The sequence below is a fragment of the Ignavibacteria bacterium genome (assembly GCA_041649015.1).
Taxonomy (GTDB): Bacteria; Bacteroidota; Ignavibacteria; order Tepidaquicellales; family Tepidaquicellaceae; genus CAIKZJ01.
In genome coordinates, this window is record JBAZNU010000001.1 from 65,108 (window position 1) to 81,965 (window position 16,858).

A 16,858-nucleotide genomic window follows, 5' to 3' on the forward strand; every position below is an offset into this window, starting at 1 on the left:
TATTATTTAAAAATTGTTGGACCATCAAAATCGCCAGTAGCAGATATAATACCTGCATCTGGGTCTGACTTTGATATGATCATATTGTCCCGTTTGTAAAAAACAACAACTCTCCGTTTATTATTATTATCATTATCGAACAGAGCTTGTAGAAAATTAAATGTTTTATTAATTACAAATTCTGGCATAGAACCCAAAAAACATATAGTGGCAACTTTTCCTACCCCTGCGGCAGTCAAAAGATTATATTTGTAATTATCTTTTCGGGAATTAGTGTTATAGCCTATTACTAGATCATCATCCTTCAAGTCAGCAATGCTTTCAGGATATACAGCTTTATTAGGTAGTATTTCATTGGTTAATACAGTAATGACATCAATATACTTTGACCTGAATTCAATGCTTTCGTGATGAGTATCTTCCGTGAATGTAATTCTGCAATTGACTTCCGAATTTTCATTTAGTTTTATCGAAAATAAATTTGAAATTGTGCACCAACTATTTCCTAATTCTTTATCGATTTTGCCAGAAGTTAGGCAGACAAGCTTTTCTTTTTCCAATATGCAATTCTGATCAGAAATTAGAAAATTGCAAGCACATCCCACCCCAGTTAAATAATTAACATGTCCATCAGTAATTCCGTTATCTAAAATATCAAAAGCATCTCGGTTCGCATTTAAAACAAAAGTTTCAATTAACTCTGGTCCTTCCCGCATAATTTGCTGAGGCATAGCATTTACAATATCAACTGACGGATTAGCAATATGAAAAACTACTGCAGAACTGTTTAACAGAAAAGCATGCTTCTTTATTCCCAAATTGAAATAGTACAAACCGTGTTTATGATTATGTTTTATTCTCTGTTCTGACCGATTGATCTCATCGGATTGAATATAAAAACCGCTTCTTGCAGAATTAAACTCCAGAAAAGAATGCCCATTAAATGTAGTTTTATTATTCCAGTTAAGAGATATGATTTCTTTTTTAGGAAACTGGAAAATAAACTTTCTGAATGTTGTAAAATTTGTATGTATGGGATTTGGATTTAATTGTGGATTAAAAATTAAATAAGGTCGATCAATCCAGTCTATTTGTCTTTGTTTTTCTGGGGTTAATTCATTCTGAAAATTCATTGCTTCGGAACAAATCAAAGATAAGAAATTAATAGAATCAATAGAATTTCTCAAAACGTAAATCTCATTTCCCTGTATTAGATTATCCCTTTCCAATGTACTTCCCCAAACACCCATATGTCGAGTTTTAAATTGCAGCAAAACTATTAACTTATTTTGTCCCAAATGAGAGCCTTTGAACAAATAAATTAGTGGATCTACATAATTTAGATGGTTGGTTAATACAGCATTATCAAAATGAACATAAACATTTTCATTGTTAAAAGTAGTTTTCAAAGAAGACAGTTGTTCTTTTGTCATTGATTCACAACCAATAGCCCAAAGTTTTTCAGCCGTAGGCCACTTATCAGGATGATTGATAATATCTACAATAATTGACCAAGGACATGAATATTCAGGTGTAAGTGCTAAATCGCAAGATGTTGAACGTGATTTTTCAAAAAAAAGGCTTAATTCAACTTCAACATTATTTAGATTACCAATTCGAGCATTATCTCCAAAAATTGAACCTTCATGCTGATATAAGATTATAGAATGGCGTTGTGTACTTCGTCGAAGAATTGATAAGTCACATCCAATGTCAAGATCTTCTACATACCTAAATTCCACAATTAATTTTACCCTTTTGTGTTATGATTTATTTGAATGTAACACAAAAATTCTGTTTTCTCTCTTACAGAATTCCTTATTGTTTTGCAGAACCATGAATAACAAGTTTTCCAATTTAAAGTTCTTTTGCAAATATGCATTTTCATAACCAAAATAATATTCTGCAAAAATCGTAGCTAAACATAATGAAAAATGTAGTGTTATTTTCTAGTTTACTACTCAATATGAAAGTTACATTCATATTTTCACATCATCATTTCTTTCAGGAGGTTCAATTCCTAAATACTCTCTGTAAATTCTCTCACGATAATCTTTCCCTAAATTATTTATTTCGGAAATAAAAAGTTGATAAGTTCCTTTTCCGCCGATAAAATCCCAAAATTCTTCACCGATGAAAACAGTCTTATCTTGATTCATATTAAACCATCTAAAAGGGAAAGTCCATTTATAATCTTCTTTTCTGCCATAAGGGTTGTAAGGCAAAACAAAATAGGCGGCATCTACTTGTAAAGGTTGCATTGAAAGTAATTTCAGAATTTTTTCTTTACTTACCTTAGTTTGGTCACTGTTAGGTAATGGTGCTTTGATTTCAAATGCATAGATTTTTTTGTTTTGAGTATCTTCTGCAAACACATCACAAATAACTGTCACTGGAATTAATCCTCCATTACCTTCCAGTATATATTTTATTTCTTTATCCCAATTAGGTCTAATGCGTTCAATTCCTTTTTCTTTGTGCTCTAATTTATTTAGAACTTCCGAAATTCTTCTCAACCTTTCTTGAGGAACATTTCCGGTTATTGATTTTTGCAATTCACATTTCCCCAATCCCTGGATGGCTGCAACCTGTGCTAATTTCTCCCAAACCCCACCAAAAGGAGTTACAAACCTTCTTTCAAAATGCGAACCTTTGAAAATTTCGTCCGGAACAAGAGCAGCGTATAAAGGTTTTTTGGCTCTGTGTTCATCGGCAATAAATGGGTCATTGTTGAGCACATTATCCATAACTCTGTCCATAAGAGTTTGAATAACTTGTTTAATCGCATCTGATATTTTTTGGGGGGTTTTTGCCATTACTTGTTCTTTAAGTGGAAAATAATTTCCGAATATGCCCCTTTAACCTTTTCAGTACGATTAATAACAGGGCGTTTGAATTGGTTTACTATTTTTAATCCTGATTTTTCTGCAATTGTTGGGTAAAGATTATATTTGTCGTTGGCTACAAGAAATATATAGAAATCTTCTGCAAGATATTTCTTGCAATTTATCAACACTTCGGATATACCATTTACATAACTTTCTTTTGCTTCTTTTCCCTGCCCTTTAAATAGTGGACCTATTTCAAGTTCATCTTTTCTATCGAAACCAAATAAATCGTATGCATAAGCATGCTGTTCGTGATAGTCAATTAAACCTACGTATGGAGGACTCGAAAATATTCCTTTAATTTTTTGATTGCTTGCGAGATTGCCAAAGGATTCATATTTTTGGGTAAGCTCCTCAAATATATTAATTGTTCTGCTATCACCTGTTAAACAATATTGATAAGTATTAGTTTTAAGTTTCTCAAATTGTTTTATTCTTTTAATAGTATCGTTAGAGTAAGATTCCCACCATTTTAATATAGAGAATAATGGTTTACAAACTTTGCCGTGTTTTCCACAATAATATGTAGAAGAGATTGGTCCTTTTAGTGTGGCTAAATCGGCGTGTGTTGTTGCTCTACATGAACGGATTGTTCTGCTTAATATTATACTTACAAGTTTTTTCGTTTGTAAGTTATTAATCTTTTTAATTTCATTGAAGACAACCTCTATTTCTTCTCTTACACTTTTTAGATACCATTTATCTAGAAATGTCTTCGTGTTTCTTTGTGTTACTTCAATTTTATATTTATTAAGAAGATTGTTATAAACTTTCAGAAATAATTCTTCCTTTTCCGAACCATATTTATCTTCATCTATTTCGTTTCTTCTAAGTTTGTACTTATAATCAGGAACTGGGAAATATTTCGAATTGAATATTGACAATTCTTCCAATAATTCATTATCAAATTCTATAATATGTGAATTATTTAAATACGATTTTAGAACATCTGTAATTTTGTTAAGCTCTATTTGAACATCTTTTAGATTAAATCTCGATACTTTACAATTACTAATAAGAGAATTAAAGGCAGATATATCTATCCCTATTGCATGCATTCCGGATTCCGAAGATTGAACGAGTGTTGTTCCGCTTCCGGCAAATGGGTCGAGAATTATATCACCTTTTTTAAAATATACTTCCTTTTTAAATTTATCCGTGTGGTCGTCAATAAAATATTCAACTAATTGAGGAATAAATTTACCTTTGTATGGATGCAATCTATGAACGTGCTTTGTCGTTTCTGCTTCTTTGAATTGCTGGAAAGATAATTCCCAGTTTAAATCATCTCCAAGCTTTTGTTTCCAATCTGATTCGCGGTTTCCATTGTAAGATTTATAATATTCTTGTAGTTCGTTTACGGAAATTTGTGCATTACCATTATCACCATATTTTTTAATCAAACCATATTGCACAAGATAGGATATGTTGGAAGTGGTTACAGTTTTGCCTAAATGGTCTGTAGCCCATTTACTAGCTTCTTTAATTGAGAAATATTCTCTTTCCGTGCTCATAATTTTGATAAATATTATAAATTAAATTTAATTAGTATATTTTACAATGAAGATTTAACTACGTCTTCATTTTGATTTAGCATTTATACCTCAAAAATAATAAAATTTTACTTGCAAATATTATCATTTTATGATAATTTTTTCTAATGAAGTTCCAAACAAATTTCCACTCGTTTTAAATCATTCTAAATAAAGAGTATTAATTCATTTTCAGTATTTGGAATGTTAAATTTTTCATTCCTCATTAATTCATAATTCCTTAATTTCCCCTGTCCCTTTCCCTATGCTCTTATATACCTCCCCCTACTTATAGTCACAACAAAATTTAAAATTTGGACACGATTTTTGAGTACCAAAATTTTTACCCTTTCGATTTCAACTTGTTTTTCCATAAAATCCATTAAGAAAAATTTTTACCCTATTTTAACGTGACACAATTTCTTATTCCGTTGTGATTTACAATAGAGAGGGACATATGAAAATCCATGTAATACATTTACTGACAAATCCGTCAAAAAACCTCATTTCTTTATTTTTGTTACTATGTGGGTTTTCCTTGCACTCTCCTTGCACTCAAATTGGCCTTGTGACTTATATCGTTTTACACTGACAAATCCGTCAATTTCACACCTGCTTTTCCCCATAAAAAAGCCCGTCATTTTAAAATAACGGGCTGCTTTTACTAAGTCTTCTTAAATACTCGTTTCTGACTATTTAACCACCTTGAAATTGAAGTAGCTGTCACTCACGTCGTTATTGTATTCATCCGAAAGCCTTACGTAATACATCCAGGGTCTTGTCGTGTTATAAAAAAGTGTAACAGGCTGTCCGTTTGAAAGACCGATTGCATTCGCTACTTTCACCTGCATACTGTCGTATAGTTCCACAACCATCGTAATTTCAGAAGGTACCTGTGTTACTGCCACCTGCATCTGTCCCGCTGTAGGAATTTGCAGTTTAAACATATCAACATCAGCAACGGGTTTTATTTTTCCCGAAACATTCTGATTAAGTCCAATATCTTTTGCATAACCGAATGTATTGTTTATTTCCCAAAAGTCAGATGTATCAAGATTCATTTTAATCTTATAAAAATCGTTGCTGTATGCGTCAGTAAATCCGTCTTTGAACTTTATGAAATACGTCCCCGCAAACAGCAATGAACCGAATGAATAGCTTTCGCCCATTCCACCTGTAATTCCGCCTATGTAATTGTTCTGATAATCGTAAAGGTCTGAAACCAAATCAATATTAACAGGTACGTTGCTCAGTGTAAAATTAACTATTCCGTCTTTCGGAGAGTAGAACTGAAATGCATCTTCATCATTTTCAGGTTTGATTTTCGCCTGAACCTCTAAGTCAATCCCTATCGTTCTTGCAGTTGCGAGAGTGTTGTTATATTCATATATATCCGTTGAATCTAAATTCAGTATGAAACTGAAAGGCTGCTCGCTTGTTTCATCTCCATCACCGTCTTTTACAACCGCGTAATAAGTACCCGGCGGGCAGACTGCATTAATATTCACGGTTTGCCCCCACGTCCCGTAGTTTCCGTAAAGCCAGTTCTTCTGAGAGTCATAAAAATCAAGTGTCAGGTTAAGATTACCCGGAACTGTGTCAACTTTTATCTCTATAACACCGCCCCTTTTGTTCGTAAACCTGTAAACACCGTAACCGCCTTTTGTGGTTATGTACCCTTTCAAAGATGTTCCGAAATTAACGCTAACAGCACTGTTAAAATTTATTACGGGATTTGGATTGTTTCCGCCTTTATCCTCTGTTGATGTAGGCTCTTCACATCCACCGAGCAAGAATGCAATGATTAATGCAAAAACAATAACGATATTCCTTGCAGCTGCTTTTTTGCTAAACATATTTAAACTCAAATTAATTTTTCTCCCTTAATGCAATTTAAAACATAAAATTCATATTTAACATTCAAATAGTATTTAATATAATATCGGGTCAATGATCCGTTATTTGCTTGTTAAAAACACTTAACTCAGTACAATCTAATAAAAATTGATATTGCTTTTTAATACTAAGGAGGACTTTTTACTCCATTTACAAAAGCAACTAACGGAAATCTTCCCTATTGGCATAAGAAGTGTTTCATCCGTTGTACCTTTGGAGTATTCCCTTTCACAGAATTATCCAAACCCGTTTAATCCGGGAACGGTTATCAGGTTTGATATTCAGAAGTCAGAAATCAGAATTCAGTAGTAACGCTAAAAATTTACTACGTGATGGGCAGAGAAGTTCAAACACTTGTAAACGAAAAGATTCAACCGGGAACATACGAAGCAACATTCGACGGTTCGGCACTCAACAACGGTGTATATTATTCTTTAATGACAGCAGGCGATTTCAAAGCAACAAAGAGGATGATACTTTTGAAATAATTAAAATTGGAAATTATATTTTCCTAAATAAATAGCTCTTAAGGTAAAGAAAGCATCCTTGCTTGCACAATCAACATAATAAGTTGTGTTGCTGAATTACATTTTTTAGTTAAACGTCTCCAGACGGTATTCTTTCCACTGCGACTTTGCATAATCAAGAAATCCATCTGGTGCGCTGTTAAAAGACTTATCAACCTTATAATTTCCGCCTGCAGTATATCCTTCCATCTTAATCAGCATTTCACCGCGGAGTGCATACTTAACATCGTTTTCGTGCATCATTAATTTTAATTCCGAAGGAGAAACATCACTGCGGCATGACATCTTGTAGAGAAATGTGCTTTCCGCAATACCATTCTCGTTTATATCTGTTATGCTTAATGAACCGGGTATGAAATCAAGAGTCAAATCAAACCAGCATTCTTTTACAAAGTCCTGTGTTTTCCAGAGCAGCGAATAAGAACCGCCTGTACTTACGTAGTGATATCCGTAAAGCTCGCATTCTAAATCGATTTCTTCATATCCTGATTTTCTTGACTTCTTCTCTTTAACATTTGTTCTTGTAAGCAGCAGAATGTTCTCTCCGTTCTTATCGTTCCATCTTTTTCCTGTAACGATATAACCCGTGTACTGTATAGATGAGGGTATATTAGATTTATCGAAAACCAGCATTTCAACCCCATTATTAGATGAAGGTTTTCTTTCCGGAACTACCTCATCATTCTCGGATGTTGTCGAATTTGACTTTTCTGTTTTCTTCTCCTCTATTGCTCTGCTTTTATCGTTTGAAGTCTTCTTTGTCAAAATACCGCAGGAAAACAGTACTGCCGCAGATAATAATATAATTATAAAGTTTTTCATGAGTAATTAATTTGTTTTAAATTAGTAATATTTACTTGAATTTTAAATGTTATATCAAACCTCTATGCTGCATGAATTTATTTCTGCTATTTCATGTTTTAAGAAGAAAATATAAGATATTTTAACAGAAACTATGATGATGAAGGCTTTTAAAAGTTTTATGAACGGTATTATTGATTATGCGGGAATGTTTCCCCCTGCTAATCTCGAGCTAAAACCGGCATTCCAAAATTATCTAAACTATATTAGTTCAGATGATGAATGGATGATGGATAAGTTTGTCTGTTCAATGAAGTCTTTCGGAACAATTGCAGATACTAATACAGATGTTTATAAATTACTGAAGAATTATACTTCAGAAAGACGTGTTTCATTCTCGCTTCTTCTGACCGGAGGGAAGACAGCTAAAGAATTTCTGAAATCATTTGAAACCGACCTGAAACAAGTAAACGATTTTATAGGAAATAATGACGTTGAGATTAACAGTTTTGAAGTAAAGATTCCAAATGAACTATTCGATAAATTCAATACGAACGCTCTTAAAATTTTCTTTAAAGATTATCGTGATATGTTGAATAGTTTCGATAAGCAGGAAAGTAGTGTTTTCTTTGAACCTCCTGTTAATGACAATTATAAGTTTGTGTTTGAAAAGTTTGCTCACACTGCTGCTGAAATCATTGATGAGAACAGAAAAGGTTTTAAACTAAGAACCGGCGGCATAACACCTGAGCTTTTTCCTTCAACTGAACAGGTTTCATTTGCATTAAAAACTTGCAGGGATAACAAGGTAAGGTTTAAAGCAACAGCAGGACTGCATCATCCTGTAAGACATTACAATGATTCGGTATCGACAAAAATGCATGGCTTTCTGAATATTTTCGGAGCAGGAGTTCTTGCATACTCAAATCTGCTTTCATTGAAAGAAATTAATGAAATTATTCAAGATGAACATTCCGTTTCATTCGTGTTTACAGAGGATAAATTCAAATGGAATGACATTCCTGCGGACGCGGACAGTATCACGAATGCAAGAAAAGAGTTCGTGAATTCTTTCGGTAGCTGCAGCTTTGACGAGCCGAAAGATGACCTTAAAAATTTAAATTTATTATAATATAATATGAAATCCATTATTGAATACAGCAAAGATACACACTTTCCAATAGAAAATATTCCTTTTGGTGTTGCGAGAATAAACGGCGAATCTAGGATTGTTACTGCAATCGGTGACTATGTGCTTGACCTTAAACTGCTTGAAGAAGAAGGATTCTTTATACATACACTTTTAAAAGGCAATAGAGTATTTCTTTCTAAAACTCTCAATGAGTTTATGTCGTGCGGAAAGCCTGTATGGACAAACGTAAGAAACAGAATTCAGGAAATTCTTAGTTTGGAAAATTCTGAGCTTCGTGATAATGAATCACTTAGAAAAAGGTGCTTTCATAAAATCAATGATGTTGAGATGGTTTTGCCTGTAAGCATTGGAGACTACACAGACTTCTATTCATCTCGTGAGCATGCTACAAACGTCGGAGTTATGTTCAGAGGAAAAGATAATGCATTAATGCCAAACTGGCTTCATATTCCGATTGCTTACCACGGAAGGTCGAGTTCAATAATAGTAAGCGGTGAGAACATTCACCGGCCTAAAGGACAAACCAGGCCTAATCCTGATGCACCGCCTGTTTTTGGACCGTGCAAGAACATGGACTTTGAACTTGAGATGGGTTTCTTCGTCGGAACCGGTAATAAACTTGGAGATAGTATTCCTGTTGAAAAAGCTGAAGACCATATATTCGGAATGGTTGTTGTAAACGACTGGAGCGCAAGAGACATACAAACATGGGAATACCAGCCGCTTGGTCCATTCCTTGCAAAAAACTTTGCTACTTCAATTTCGCCTTGGGTTGTAACTCTTGATGCACTGAAACCTTTCAGAACTGAAGGTCCGGTACCTGAGAAAGAACTCCTGCCCTATCTTCAGACGAAGGGTAATCCGACTTATGATATTAATCTTGAAGTTAAACTGCAAAGCAGTAAAATGACTGAACCGGTTACCATAACAAAATCAAACTACAAATATCTTTACTATAACATGAGCCAGCATCTTGCACATAATACAGTAAATGGATGCAATACACTTACGGGCGACATGATGGCATCGGGAACAATAAGCGGACCGGACAAGGATTCAAGAGGTTCAATGCTTGAAATTACATGGAGAGGTACAGAACCCCTCAAACTGCCTTCAGGCGAAGTAAGAAAGTTCATTGAGGATGGTGATACAGTTATTATGACTGCATTTTGTAAAGGAAACGATTTCACTGTCGGTTTCGGAGAAGTAAAATCTAAGCTCCTTCCTGCAAGATAAAAGTTATATAATGAATGAATAAGTATATACTTTGAAAAGATAAGTCTAAAATGTATAAGAATAAGGAGCTTATTGCCAAACTTTAGATAGAAATTGTTGCAGTTTCTTTTTATCCAGTTTACCATTTGTTCTAACACCGCTGCAAAGGTCAACACCATAAGGCTGAACTACTTCGACAGCTCTTTGAATATTATTAACATTAAGTCCGCCTGCAAGATACACAGGAACACTTGAGCGTTCAACAATCTTTCTGCTAAGATACCAATTATGAGTGCGGCCTGTACCTCCGAGTTCTTTTACTTCAAGAGAAGGATTACCGCTATCGAGGAGCAATGCATCAACGGATTCTGAAATCCGAACGGCATCATCAACCGATTTATCATCAAGCACATGTATGACCTGAACTAATTTAACAGAAGGCAGCGATGAACGAATATCAAAATAAGTACCTTCTTTTAATTCATCAACGAGTTGAATTGTATTTGTGAGTGTTCGACTATGATGCTCTACGATTTTCTTTGCTGATGTTTCACAGGTAAGCAAAAATGTATCAACACCTTCAGGAACGGAGTAGGCAATATTTTTTATTAATTCATCAGAAATGACACCGGGTCCGCTGGGCATATTCCCGACAAGACCGATTGCATCAACACCTGTTGCAATAACTGTGTTCGCTTCATCTACAGAACTTATGCAGCATACTTTAACTCTTATTCTCATTAATCTTTTCCGATATTATAAGCAATTCTACAAAGTTCGTTAATAGTTTTCCAGTTGCGATTAGTAGCGTTTACTTTTAGTTTATTCTCAAAGAAATTATTGTTTAACTTAGTGTTGCCATAACCCCCGGAAATGTATAAATAGACAATATCTTCTTTGACAATAAATACATCGGGGGAATAATCATACTCTTTTAATTTATCCAATTCAGACTTAGAGGGAATTGCTGAAAGAAAAGTAACGTGGAGCAATGATGGGTCAACATCTTGGTTACTTAGAAACGGATTATTTCTTATTACATTTTTTAATCCATCGGAATCTTTGACAATAACAGGGACTTCAAAGCCATAATCATCGGATATTTTTTTCTTAATCATATCTGCAACTTTCTTTTGATCGTATTTTTTGAATTGGAAAATTACATTACCGCTTTGTATGAAAGTACGAATGTTTGTGAAACCCAAATCAGCATAGGAGTTCTTCAGCGCATCCATTTTAATTACTCTTTTCCCGCTGACGTTTATACCTCTTAATACTGAAATGTAAGTATGCACTATTTTGATTTTAAGTAATTTTTCTCGTAGAGCTTAATCCAGTCTTTAACGCTCATTTTCTTCATTAGTTTCCCTATAAGTTCATAAGGAATATGTTCCGGCTTTTTAAAGCGGACGCAGCTTTTTCCCATATCAAGTTTAGCTTTTGTGTGTCTGGGATATTCGGTCGTGAACCATTTTAAAAGCTCTGGGTCTGCATACATACCCATGTGATAAAACGAAATAAAATTCTTCTGTGAAGCCATTCCTGCAAACGGAAGAGGAAGTTCGGGCGAACAATGATATCCATTAGGATAAATACTGTGAGGGACATAATATCCCATCATTCCATAACCGATTCCCTCTTCGAATCCTTTAGGAAGATTCTTAAGAATGGATTTCCTTAATTTAGTAATCGCTTCTTTTCTGTCCGGCGGTAATTCTTTTATGTATTCGCTCACCGTTTTTGCTTTAGACTGCATGATTTTTTAATAATTTAGTTCTAAATATAATTTATAAAATAATAAAATAAAATTGAATTTCAGGGAATTAATATTCTTTTATCGTGGTTGAATAGCTATCAAAACAATAAACATACAATTAAACAAAGGGAGAGAAAATGAAAAAGCTATTATTTCTGTTTATTCTGCTTGCGGGAATTTCTTTGTTTTCAGCAAAGAATTCATCTGCACAGGCATTAACCTATCAGGTTGTCAACAACACAGGATTTACACTCGTTGACATTTATCTGTCACCCGCAGAATCAAACAACTGGGGAAGTGATATTCTTCCGAACGACTTGTTTGAAAACGGTTCAACTGTTACTGTCAATATTCCTGCAGAGTTCGGAGAATCGTGCATGTTTGACATGAAGATTACAGACACCGAGGGAGCATATGTTGTATTTACGAACATTGATGCCTGTAAACTGGTAACACTGCAAATAAACGGGGATGGGACGTATACTTACGCACAGACCAAGTAAGCAGATCTTATTAAAAATAAAAAGGGGCTCAAAGCCCCTTTTTAATTCATATAGATTAATAATCTATTTCTTTAAATAATTGATAACCTCTGCATAAATTCCTTCGCCGTCGAGTCCTGCCTGTTTGAGTACTATTTCAGCAGTACCGCTTCCGAGGAATTGACCTTTGCGGAACGGATGCAGAATTCTCTTTCTGCCCTCGAATGATGTAATCCATTTCTCCATAGTCGGCAAAGTGAATCCCGTAATACCAAGAGCAGTCTGAGCAACTTCCTGTGGATAAATCTTTTCCTTTTCCTTTTCAGGCAGCAGGTCAAAAAGTTCTGCACTCGATATGTAGTAAACATTAACATTATATCCTTCAGCATCAAGTTTCGGGAGAACATAGGATACAAACTCAATCGTTACGCCGCTTTCCTGAAGAACAATACTTCCGTCGAGTTTCTTCTTCGGATCTGCCTTTCTGAGTAGATACATGCCCTTAGCAGCCTCAGAAGCGGGTGCAAGGTTCAATGCTTTTCTGTCAAATATCTTCTCATTTGGTCTGGTAACGTATGGTGAAAGAACCGCGGGACGCTTCATTAAACCGGCAACGAGAAGACTCCAGACTTCGCCCGGTTCCCATGGTGTTAAAGTTATAACAGTGCCTTTCGGGAAATTTCCCTGAAGCAGCTGCAAACATTGAGGATCGGCATGTGTAGGACCGTCTTCACCGGTTTTTAATCCTGCGTGAGCGTTCACGAGAATCCATGTGTTGTAATTACCGCCGTAATGTTCGACCTTGCTCATTTCTCCTATAGCATGAAGTCTTGCGGCTGTATGCTCCATAGCAGAGATGAAAGCGCCGTAAGACGAACTAACTCCCATGTGCCTGCCATAAGCGCCGACTCCTGCCATCATCCCGCCCATTGCGTCTTCACAGATACCGCCGACGGCTAAAATCCTCGAACCCGGATTTGATTTTGAATTGAAGTAACCTTTCTCGAATCCTTCGCCTACAAGATTAACACTCGTTGAACCGAGAAGGTCTGCAGCTACACCAAGCACAGCTCCATTCGTTTTCTTGTTTATGTATCCGAGTGATGAGCCGAGCGCTGCCCTGATTGTAGTTACATTATTCGGAACTATTTTAAGCTCTTCGGGAATATCATTTGAATTTATAGATTTGTCGCTGTATAGTTTATCAAGCTCGGGTTTGTTTTCGCGCGGTTTTCTGTTAAGTTTTTCAAGTCTCTTCTTTGAATCTTCAACAGCATCAGCAAAGAAACTCAAGTCCTTATTCTTTTCGATAACGTCTCTGACTATCAGCAGTGTATCCCAGTAATATTTTTCAATATTTATTCTGTTCCAGTCGCCTTCAAATTGCGGAACAAGCTGACCAAATTCATTCTTTAGTTCGGTTGTGCTCTTTGCAACAAAGACTGGCATTTTTACGCCAAATTTATTTTCAAAAGTAGAAAGGAAATTGTAATATTCTGGCGAACAGAATTTATGTCCTGCACCGTGCGAGCCTCTTCCTTCAATTCCATACTGCCAGCCTTTTATTGTTCTGTAAACAATGGCTGTGGGCATACCGTTGTTTAACTGCTTTGCGAATGCTTGTGCAGCTATACATTTATTGTGGTCTTTTCCGTCATCTACATATATCACGTTGAAGTCATGCAGATATGCAAGTTCTGCGGGATCCCATTGCACATAATCTCCCTTTAAGTCACCGTCACGGCATACACGGTTACTGTCGATTGACGCCTGATTGAAATCGATATGCATAATTATATTATGCAGGCACATTGATGAAGCAGCAGCGAGAGCTTCGGCTACACGACCGGGAGTCATACCGCCTTCACCTTCAACCATGTGAACCTTCGGAGCACTATCACCAAAATAATCTACTGCACCTAACGCAAGTCCGAATCCTGAAGGAACACCAACTCCGCTGGCACCCGTTGCAACCTTCACAAAAGGTGTCAAAGGAGTCGGATGACCGTCAAGAGCTTTTGATTTTAACTTCATGAACAGAGGAGTATCATTTACGGGATTTCTTCTGAAACCAAGTAAATCCTCAAAACGCAATTGGTTTGTTTCATCGGGTAACAGACCGGGTTTATACGCTCTTACAAGTTCATTTCTTAAAGCATACATAGCATAAAGTCCCATTGCTTTATGACCCGCTGCATAAACGACCATATCGTTTGACTCAAGTCTCGGATCAGAGAAATTGTAATCGGCTGTTTTGTAAATAACAGACTCAACAAACCTTCCTGACGAGATTGAACCGCCGGGATGTCCGCTCGTTGGAACGAAGTTATAGAGTATTCCGCAAAGAGTTCTGTAGATTAAGTCAAGCTTTTCAAACTTGTCCAATTCACTTTTTTGAACAGGTTCAACACTTTTAAGAATATCGTTAACATCATAAAACTGACCTCTGCGCGGTCCTAATGTAAAAGGCTTTGATTTAATTGCTTCCATATGTGATTATTTAAAAAGTTTTGAGGAAATTGTATTTAAACTTACTTAATTTAATCCTTAAAATATACCTAATAATAATGGTACAAAAGATAGAAAATATTTTTATGTATTTATGTCTTCGATTCTGTTTATGTTTCTCAATATTCCTTCATCATCAACATCAATTCTTATTTCGGATAATCCTGATTCTTTGATTATTTCGTTCAGAGTTTTTATGTTATCACTATTAACTATGTACTGAAAAAGAATGCCTGGAATAATTAACGGATGCCCGGACTTTCCTTTGTAATAAGGCTTTATAACAAGATTATTGTTCTTTTTGAAATTGCCGATTAACCTTTTGATTGTATCGGCAGTAACAAAAGGATGATCAACGGGATATAATAACACACCGTCCTGTTTGAGATATTTCTCAACACCCAGTTTCACTGAACTTATCATACCTGATTCAGGACTATTGTTCACAATATACTCTGAACAATCCGCGTTATCATTGAACCATCCTAAATCATCATTTCTAATCACACAGCAAATATCATTTATACACGCAGATTTAAGATTTCTTACAACAACGTTAACAAAGAAATCTTTTCCATGTTTAAGTTTTAGCTTTGGAATTCCGATCCGTTTTCCGCTGCCGGCTGCGAGTATTACTGCCGATATCTGCAATCGCTATAATTTATTAAATTCTTCTATCATCTTATCGAAATACTCAACTTCATCTTCAAACAGTTTTGTCCAGTAATCAGGATTCCACTGTGCATTGAGTTCTTCGACAGTCTTTCCCTGCTGTTCAACCCACGTATAATACTTCAAGTTGTGAATGGCTTTCCTGTCATAGTATGAAAGTTCCTTTGTGAAATCTATAGTCTGCTTGTGAAGGCACGCTCCAAGGTCAACAGCTGCTTGTGTTTTGCTGTATTTTCCTTTTTCGGCTCTTGCTTCTTCAATTCGTGATTTATACAAGTCCATAGAGTCCGTAAACATAGTAAAGACAAAATCATTCTCATCCATTTCATAGTATTTAGCAGTCTTAATCGCCGATAAAAGATTTGAAATACATGAGATACCAAGAAGTTCAAGGTTATCAACCTTATCTTTAGCAATTCCAAGCGACTTAAGAAATTCTTTGCCCTCATCTTCATTAAACAGCCTCATTATTCTCATGCAGTCTTCATCATCAATAGCAGTCACGATATCAGTGTTTCTTGTATTGTGTACCCAGGGAACATGCTTATCTCCTATTCCTTCAATTCTGTGGCCGCCAAACCCGTTCATGTAAAGTGTCGGACACTGCAATGCCTCAGATGCTGAGATTTTCATATGCGGATGGAGTTTTTTGAGGTAATCACCCGCTGCTATTGTACCCGCAGAGCCCGTTGCAGAAATGAATGCGGACATCCTTGACTTATCATCCTTTAAATATCCATATACTTCTTCCACTGCGGGTGCAGTCACATTATAATGATATATAGGATTGCCGAATTCTTCAAACTGATTAAAAATTATATTGTTAGGGTCTTCTTTTAATTCCCAGCACTTGTCATATATTTCTTTTACATTAGATTCACAACCCGGAGTCGCGATTACTTCTGCCCCTATCTCCCGAAGCCACGTAAACCTTTCCTGCGACATCTCTTCGGGAAGTATAGCAATGGGCGTGCATCCAAGCAAAGCACAATCAAACGCACCGCCGCGGCAGTAATTACCCGTTGACGGCCATACTGCTTTGTGTTTTAACGGGTCAAACTCACCGCTTACGAGTCTCGGGACTAAACAGCCGAATGCCGCACCTACTTTATGCGCACCCGTCGGGAAATACTTTCCGACAAGTCCTATTATTCGAGCCTTTACACCCGTAATCTCATTCGGTATCTCAAAATAATTTACTTTCCCGTATTGACCTGTAGAAACTTCATTCTTCCATGTTATTCTGTAAAGATTAAGTGGATTCAAATCCCATAACCCGACAGACTTTAGTTTGTCTTTTATTTCGTTCGGTATCAGTTCGGGATTTCTTAATTGTTTAAATGTAGGTATTGTTATTCCTTTTTCCCTGCATCTCTTTGCTGATGACTTTCTTACGGATTCATTTATATTCTTTATTATTTGTGACAT

Annotated in this window: 16 protein-coding genes; 5 read left to right on the forward strand and 11 right to left on the reverse strand. The window is 35.8% G+C overall.

Features of this window, described 5'->3' with window-relative positions; all coding sequences use genetic code 11:
- Positions 1-2: 2 nt before the first annotated feature.
- From WC644_00225 to WC644_00240, 4 genes are all read right to left on the reverse strand, one after another.
- Positions 3-1,742 carry a hypothetical protein gene (locus WC644_00225; protein ID MFA5010352.1) on the reverse strand — a complete coding sequence of 580 codons (1,740 nt, stop codon included), beginning with the start codon at positions 1,740-1,742 and terminating at the stop codon, positions 3-5.
- 237 nt (positions 1,743-1,979) lie between these two features.
- Positions 1,980-2,816, reverse strand: a complete 837-nt coding sequence (locus tag WC644_00230; GenBank protein ID MFA5010353.1) for a TdeIII family type II restriction endonuclease — start codon at positions 2,814-2,816, stop codon at positions 1,980-1,982.
- A complete protein-coding gene (locus WC644_00235) occupies positions 2,816-4,402 on the reverse strand; it encodes a DNA methyltransferase (protein ID MFA5010354.1) in 1,587 nt (528 codons plus the stop codon). The genes WC644_00230 and WC644_00235 overlap by 1 nt, the downstream gene beginning before the upstream one ends.
- A 710-nt stretch (positions 4,403-5,112) precedes the next feature.
- Positions 5,113-6,276 (reverse strand): PPC domain-containing protein, encoded by a 1,164-nt coding sequence (locus WC644_00240; GenBank protein MFA5010355.1) that lies wholly within the window; start codon positions 6,274-6,276, stop codon positions 5,113-5,115.
- Positions 6,277-6,424: 148 nt separating this feature from the next.
- Between WC644_00240 and WC644_00245 the strand changes: the two genes are divergently transcribed.
- The gene (locus tag WC644_00245) at positions 6,425-6,625 is read left to right on the forward strand and encodes a hypothetical protein (GenBank protein MFA5010356.1); all 201 of its coding nucleotides are present in this window, start codon (positions 6,425-6,427) and stop codon (positions 6,623-6,625) included.
- 23 nt (positions 6,626-6,648) lie between these two features.
- Positions 6,649-6,804: a hypothetical protein gene (locus WC644_00250; GenBank protein ID MFA5010357.1), complete on the forward strand. Its 156-nt coding sequence runs from the start codon at positions 6,649-6,651 to the stop codon at positions 6,802-6,804.
- Between the two features lie 105 nt (positions 6,805-6,909).
- Here the strand turns inward: WC644_00250 and WC644_00255 are convergent, their stop codons facing one another.
- Positions 6,910-7,665, reverse strand: a complete 756-nt coding sequence (locus tag WC644_00255) for a hypothetical protein (GenBank protein ID MFA5010358.1) — start codon at positions 7,663-7,665, stop codon at positions 6,910-6,912.
- A gap of 160 nt (positions 7,666-7,825) precedes the next feature.
- Here WC644_00255 and WC644_00260 point away from each other — a divergent pair, with 160 nt between their 5' ends.
- Both WC644_00260 and fahA read left to right on the forward strand, forming a co-directional pair.
- The gene (locus WC644_00260) at positions 7,826-8,776 is read left to right on the forward strand and encodes a hypothetical protein (GenBank protein ID MFA5010359.1); all 951 of its coding nucleotides are present in this window, start codon (positions 7,826-7,828) and stop codon (positions 8,774-8,776) included.
- 6 nt (positions 8,777-8,782) lie between these two features.
- Positions 8,783-10,033, forward strand: a complete 1,251-nt coding sequence (fahA, locus tag WC644_00265) for a fumarylacetoacetase (GenBank protein MFA5010360.1) — start codon at positions 8,783-8,785, stop codon at positions 10,031-10,033.
- Positions 10,034-10,102: 69 nt separating this feature from the next.
- Here fahA and WC644_00270 read toward each other — a convergent pair whose 3' ends face one another.
- The 3 genes from WC644_00270 to WC644_00280 are packed head-to-tail and all read right to left on the reverse strand — an operon-like array spanning position 10,103 to position 11,768.
- Positions 10,103-10,753 (reverse strand): phosphoribosylanthranilate isomerase, encoded by a 651-nt coding sequence (locus WC644_00270; GenBank protein MFA5010361.1) that lies wholly within the window; start codon positions 10,751-10,753, stop codon positions 10,103-10,105.
- Positions 10,753-11,307, reverse strand: coding sequence for a DUF1697 domain-containing protein (locus WC644_00275; GenBank protein MFA5010362.1), 555 nt, complete (start codon positions 11,305-11,307; stop codon positions 10,753-10,755). Before WC644_00275 ends, WC644_00270 begins: the two co-directional genes overlap by 1 nt.
- Positions 11,307-11,768, reverse strand: coding sequence for a DUF1801 domain-containing protein (locus tag WC644_00280; GenBank protein MFA5010363.1), 462 nt, complete (start codon positions 11,766-11,768; stop codon positions 11,307-11,309). The genes WC644_00275 and WC644_00280 overlap by 1 nt, the downstream gene beginning before the upstream one ends.
- A gap of 137 nt (positions 11,769-11,905) precedes the next feature.
- Between WC644_00280 and WC644_00285 the strand changes: the two genes are divergently transcribed.
- Positions 11,906-12,271 (forward strand): hypothetical protein, encoded by a 366-nt coding sequence (locus tag WC644_00285; GenBank protein ID MFA5010364.1) that lies wholly within the window; start codon positions 11,906-11,908, stop codon positions 12,269-12,271.
- Between the two features lie 63 nt (positions 12,272-12,334).
- On the opposite strand, the gene WC644_00290 is transcribed toward WC644_00285, so the two are convergent.
- The 3 genes from WC644_00290 to WC644_00300 all read right to left on the reverse strand — a co-directional run bounded on the left by WC644_00290 (position 12,335) and on the right by WC644_00300 (position 16,858).
- A complete protein-coding gene (locus tag WC644_00290) occupies positions 12,335-14,740 on the reverse strand; it encodes a hypothetical protein (GenBank protein MFA5010365.1) in 2,406 nt (801 codons plus the stop codon).
- A 102-nt stretch (positions 14,741-14,842) separates the two neighbouring features.
- Positions 14,843-15,409, reverse strand: coding sequence for an NTP transferase domain-containing protein (locus WC644_00295; GenBank protein ID MFA5010366.1), 567 nt, complete (start codon positions 15,407-15,409; stop codon positions 14,843-14,845).
- A 3-nt stretch (positions 15,410-15,412) separates the two neighbouring features.
- Entirely contained in the window at positions 15,413-16,858 is a 1,446-nt protein-coding gene (locus WC644_00300) for a pyridoxal-phosphate dependent enzyme (protein MFA5010367.1), read from the reverse strand.

What these genes read in the sequence shown, in the direction of transcription:
- WC644_00230 (MFA5010353.1), bottom strand. Translation starts at nt 2,816, where the DNA reads ATGGCAAAAACCCCCCAAAAAATATCAGATGCGATTAAACAAGTTATT.
- WC644_00235 (MFA5010354.1), bottom strand. Translation starts at nt 4,402, where the DNA reads ATGAGCACGGAAAGAGAATATTTCTCAATTAAAGAAGCTAGTAAATGG.
- WC644_00240 (MFA5010355.1), bottom strand. Translation starts at nt 6,276, where the DNA reads ATGTTTAGCAAAAAAGCAGCTGCAAGGAATATCGTTATTGTTTTTGCA.
- WC644_00250 (MFA5010357.1), top strand. Translation starts at nt 6,649, where the DNA reads ATGGGCAGAGAAGTTCAAACACTTGTAAACGAAAAGATTCAACCGGGA.
- WC644_00255 (MFA5010358.1), bottom strand. Translation starts at nt 7,665, where the DNA reads ATGAAAAACTTTATAATTATATTATTATCTGCGGCAGTACTGTTTTCC.
- WC644_00260 (MFA5010359.1), top strand. Translation starts at nt 7,826, where the DNA reads ATGAACGGTATTATTGATTATGCGGGAATGTTTCCCCCTGCTAATCTC.
- fahA (MFA5010360.1), top strand. Translation starts at nt 8,783, where the DNA reads ATGAAATCCATTATTGAATACAGCAAAGATACACACTTTCCAATAGAA.
- WC644_00270 (MFA5010361.1), bottom strand. Translation starts at nt 10,753, where the DNA reads ATGAGAATAAGAGTTAAAGTATGCTGCATAAGTTCTGTAGATGAAGCG.
- WC644_00280 (MFA5010363.1), bottom strand. Translation starts at nt 11,768, where the DNA reads ATGCAGTCTAAAGCAAAAACGGTGAGCGAATACATAAAAGAATTACCG.
- WC644_00285 (MFA5010364.1), top strand. Translation starts at nt 11,906, where the DNA reads ATGAAAAAGCTATTATTTCTGTTTATTCTGCTTGCGGGAATTTCTTTG.
- WC644_00290 (MFA5010365.1), bottom strand. Translation starts at nt 14,740, where the DNA reads ATGGAAGCAATTAAATCAAAGCCTTTTACATTAGGACCGCGCAGAGGT.
- WC644_00300 (MFA5010367.1), bottom strand. Translation starts at nt 16,858, where the DNA reads ATGTCACAAATAATAAAGAATATAAATGAATCCGTAAGAAAGTCATCA.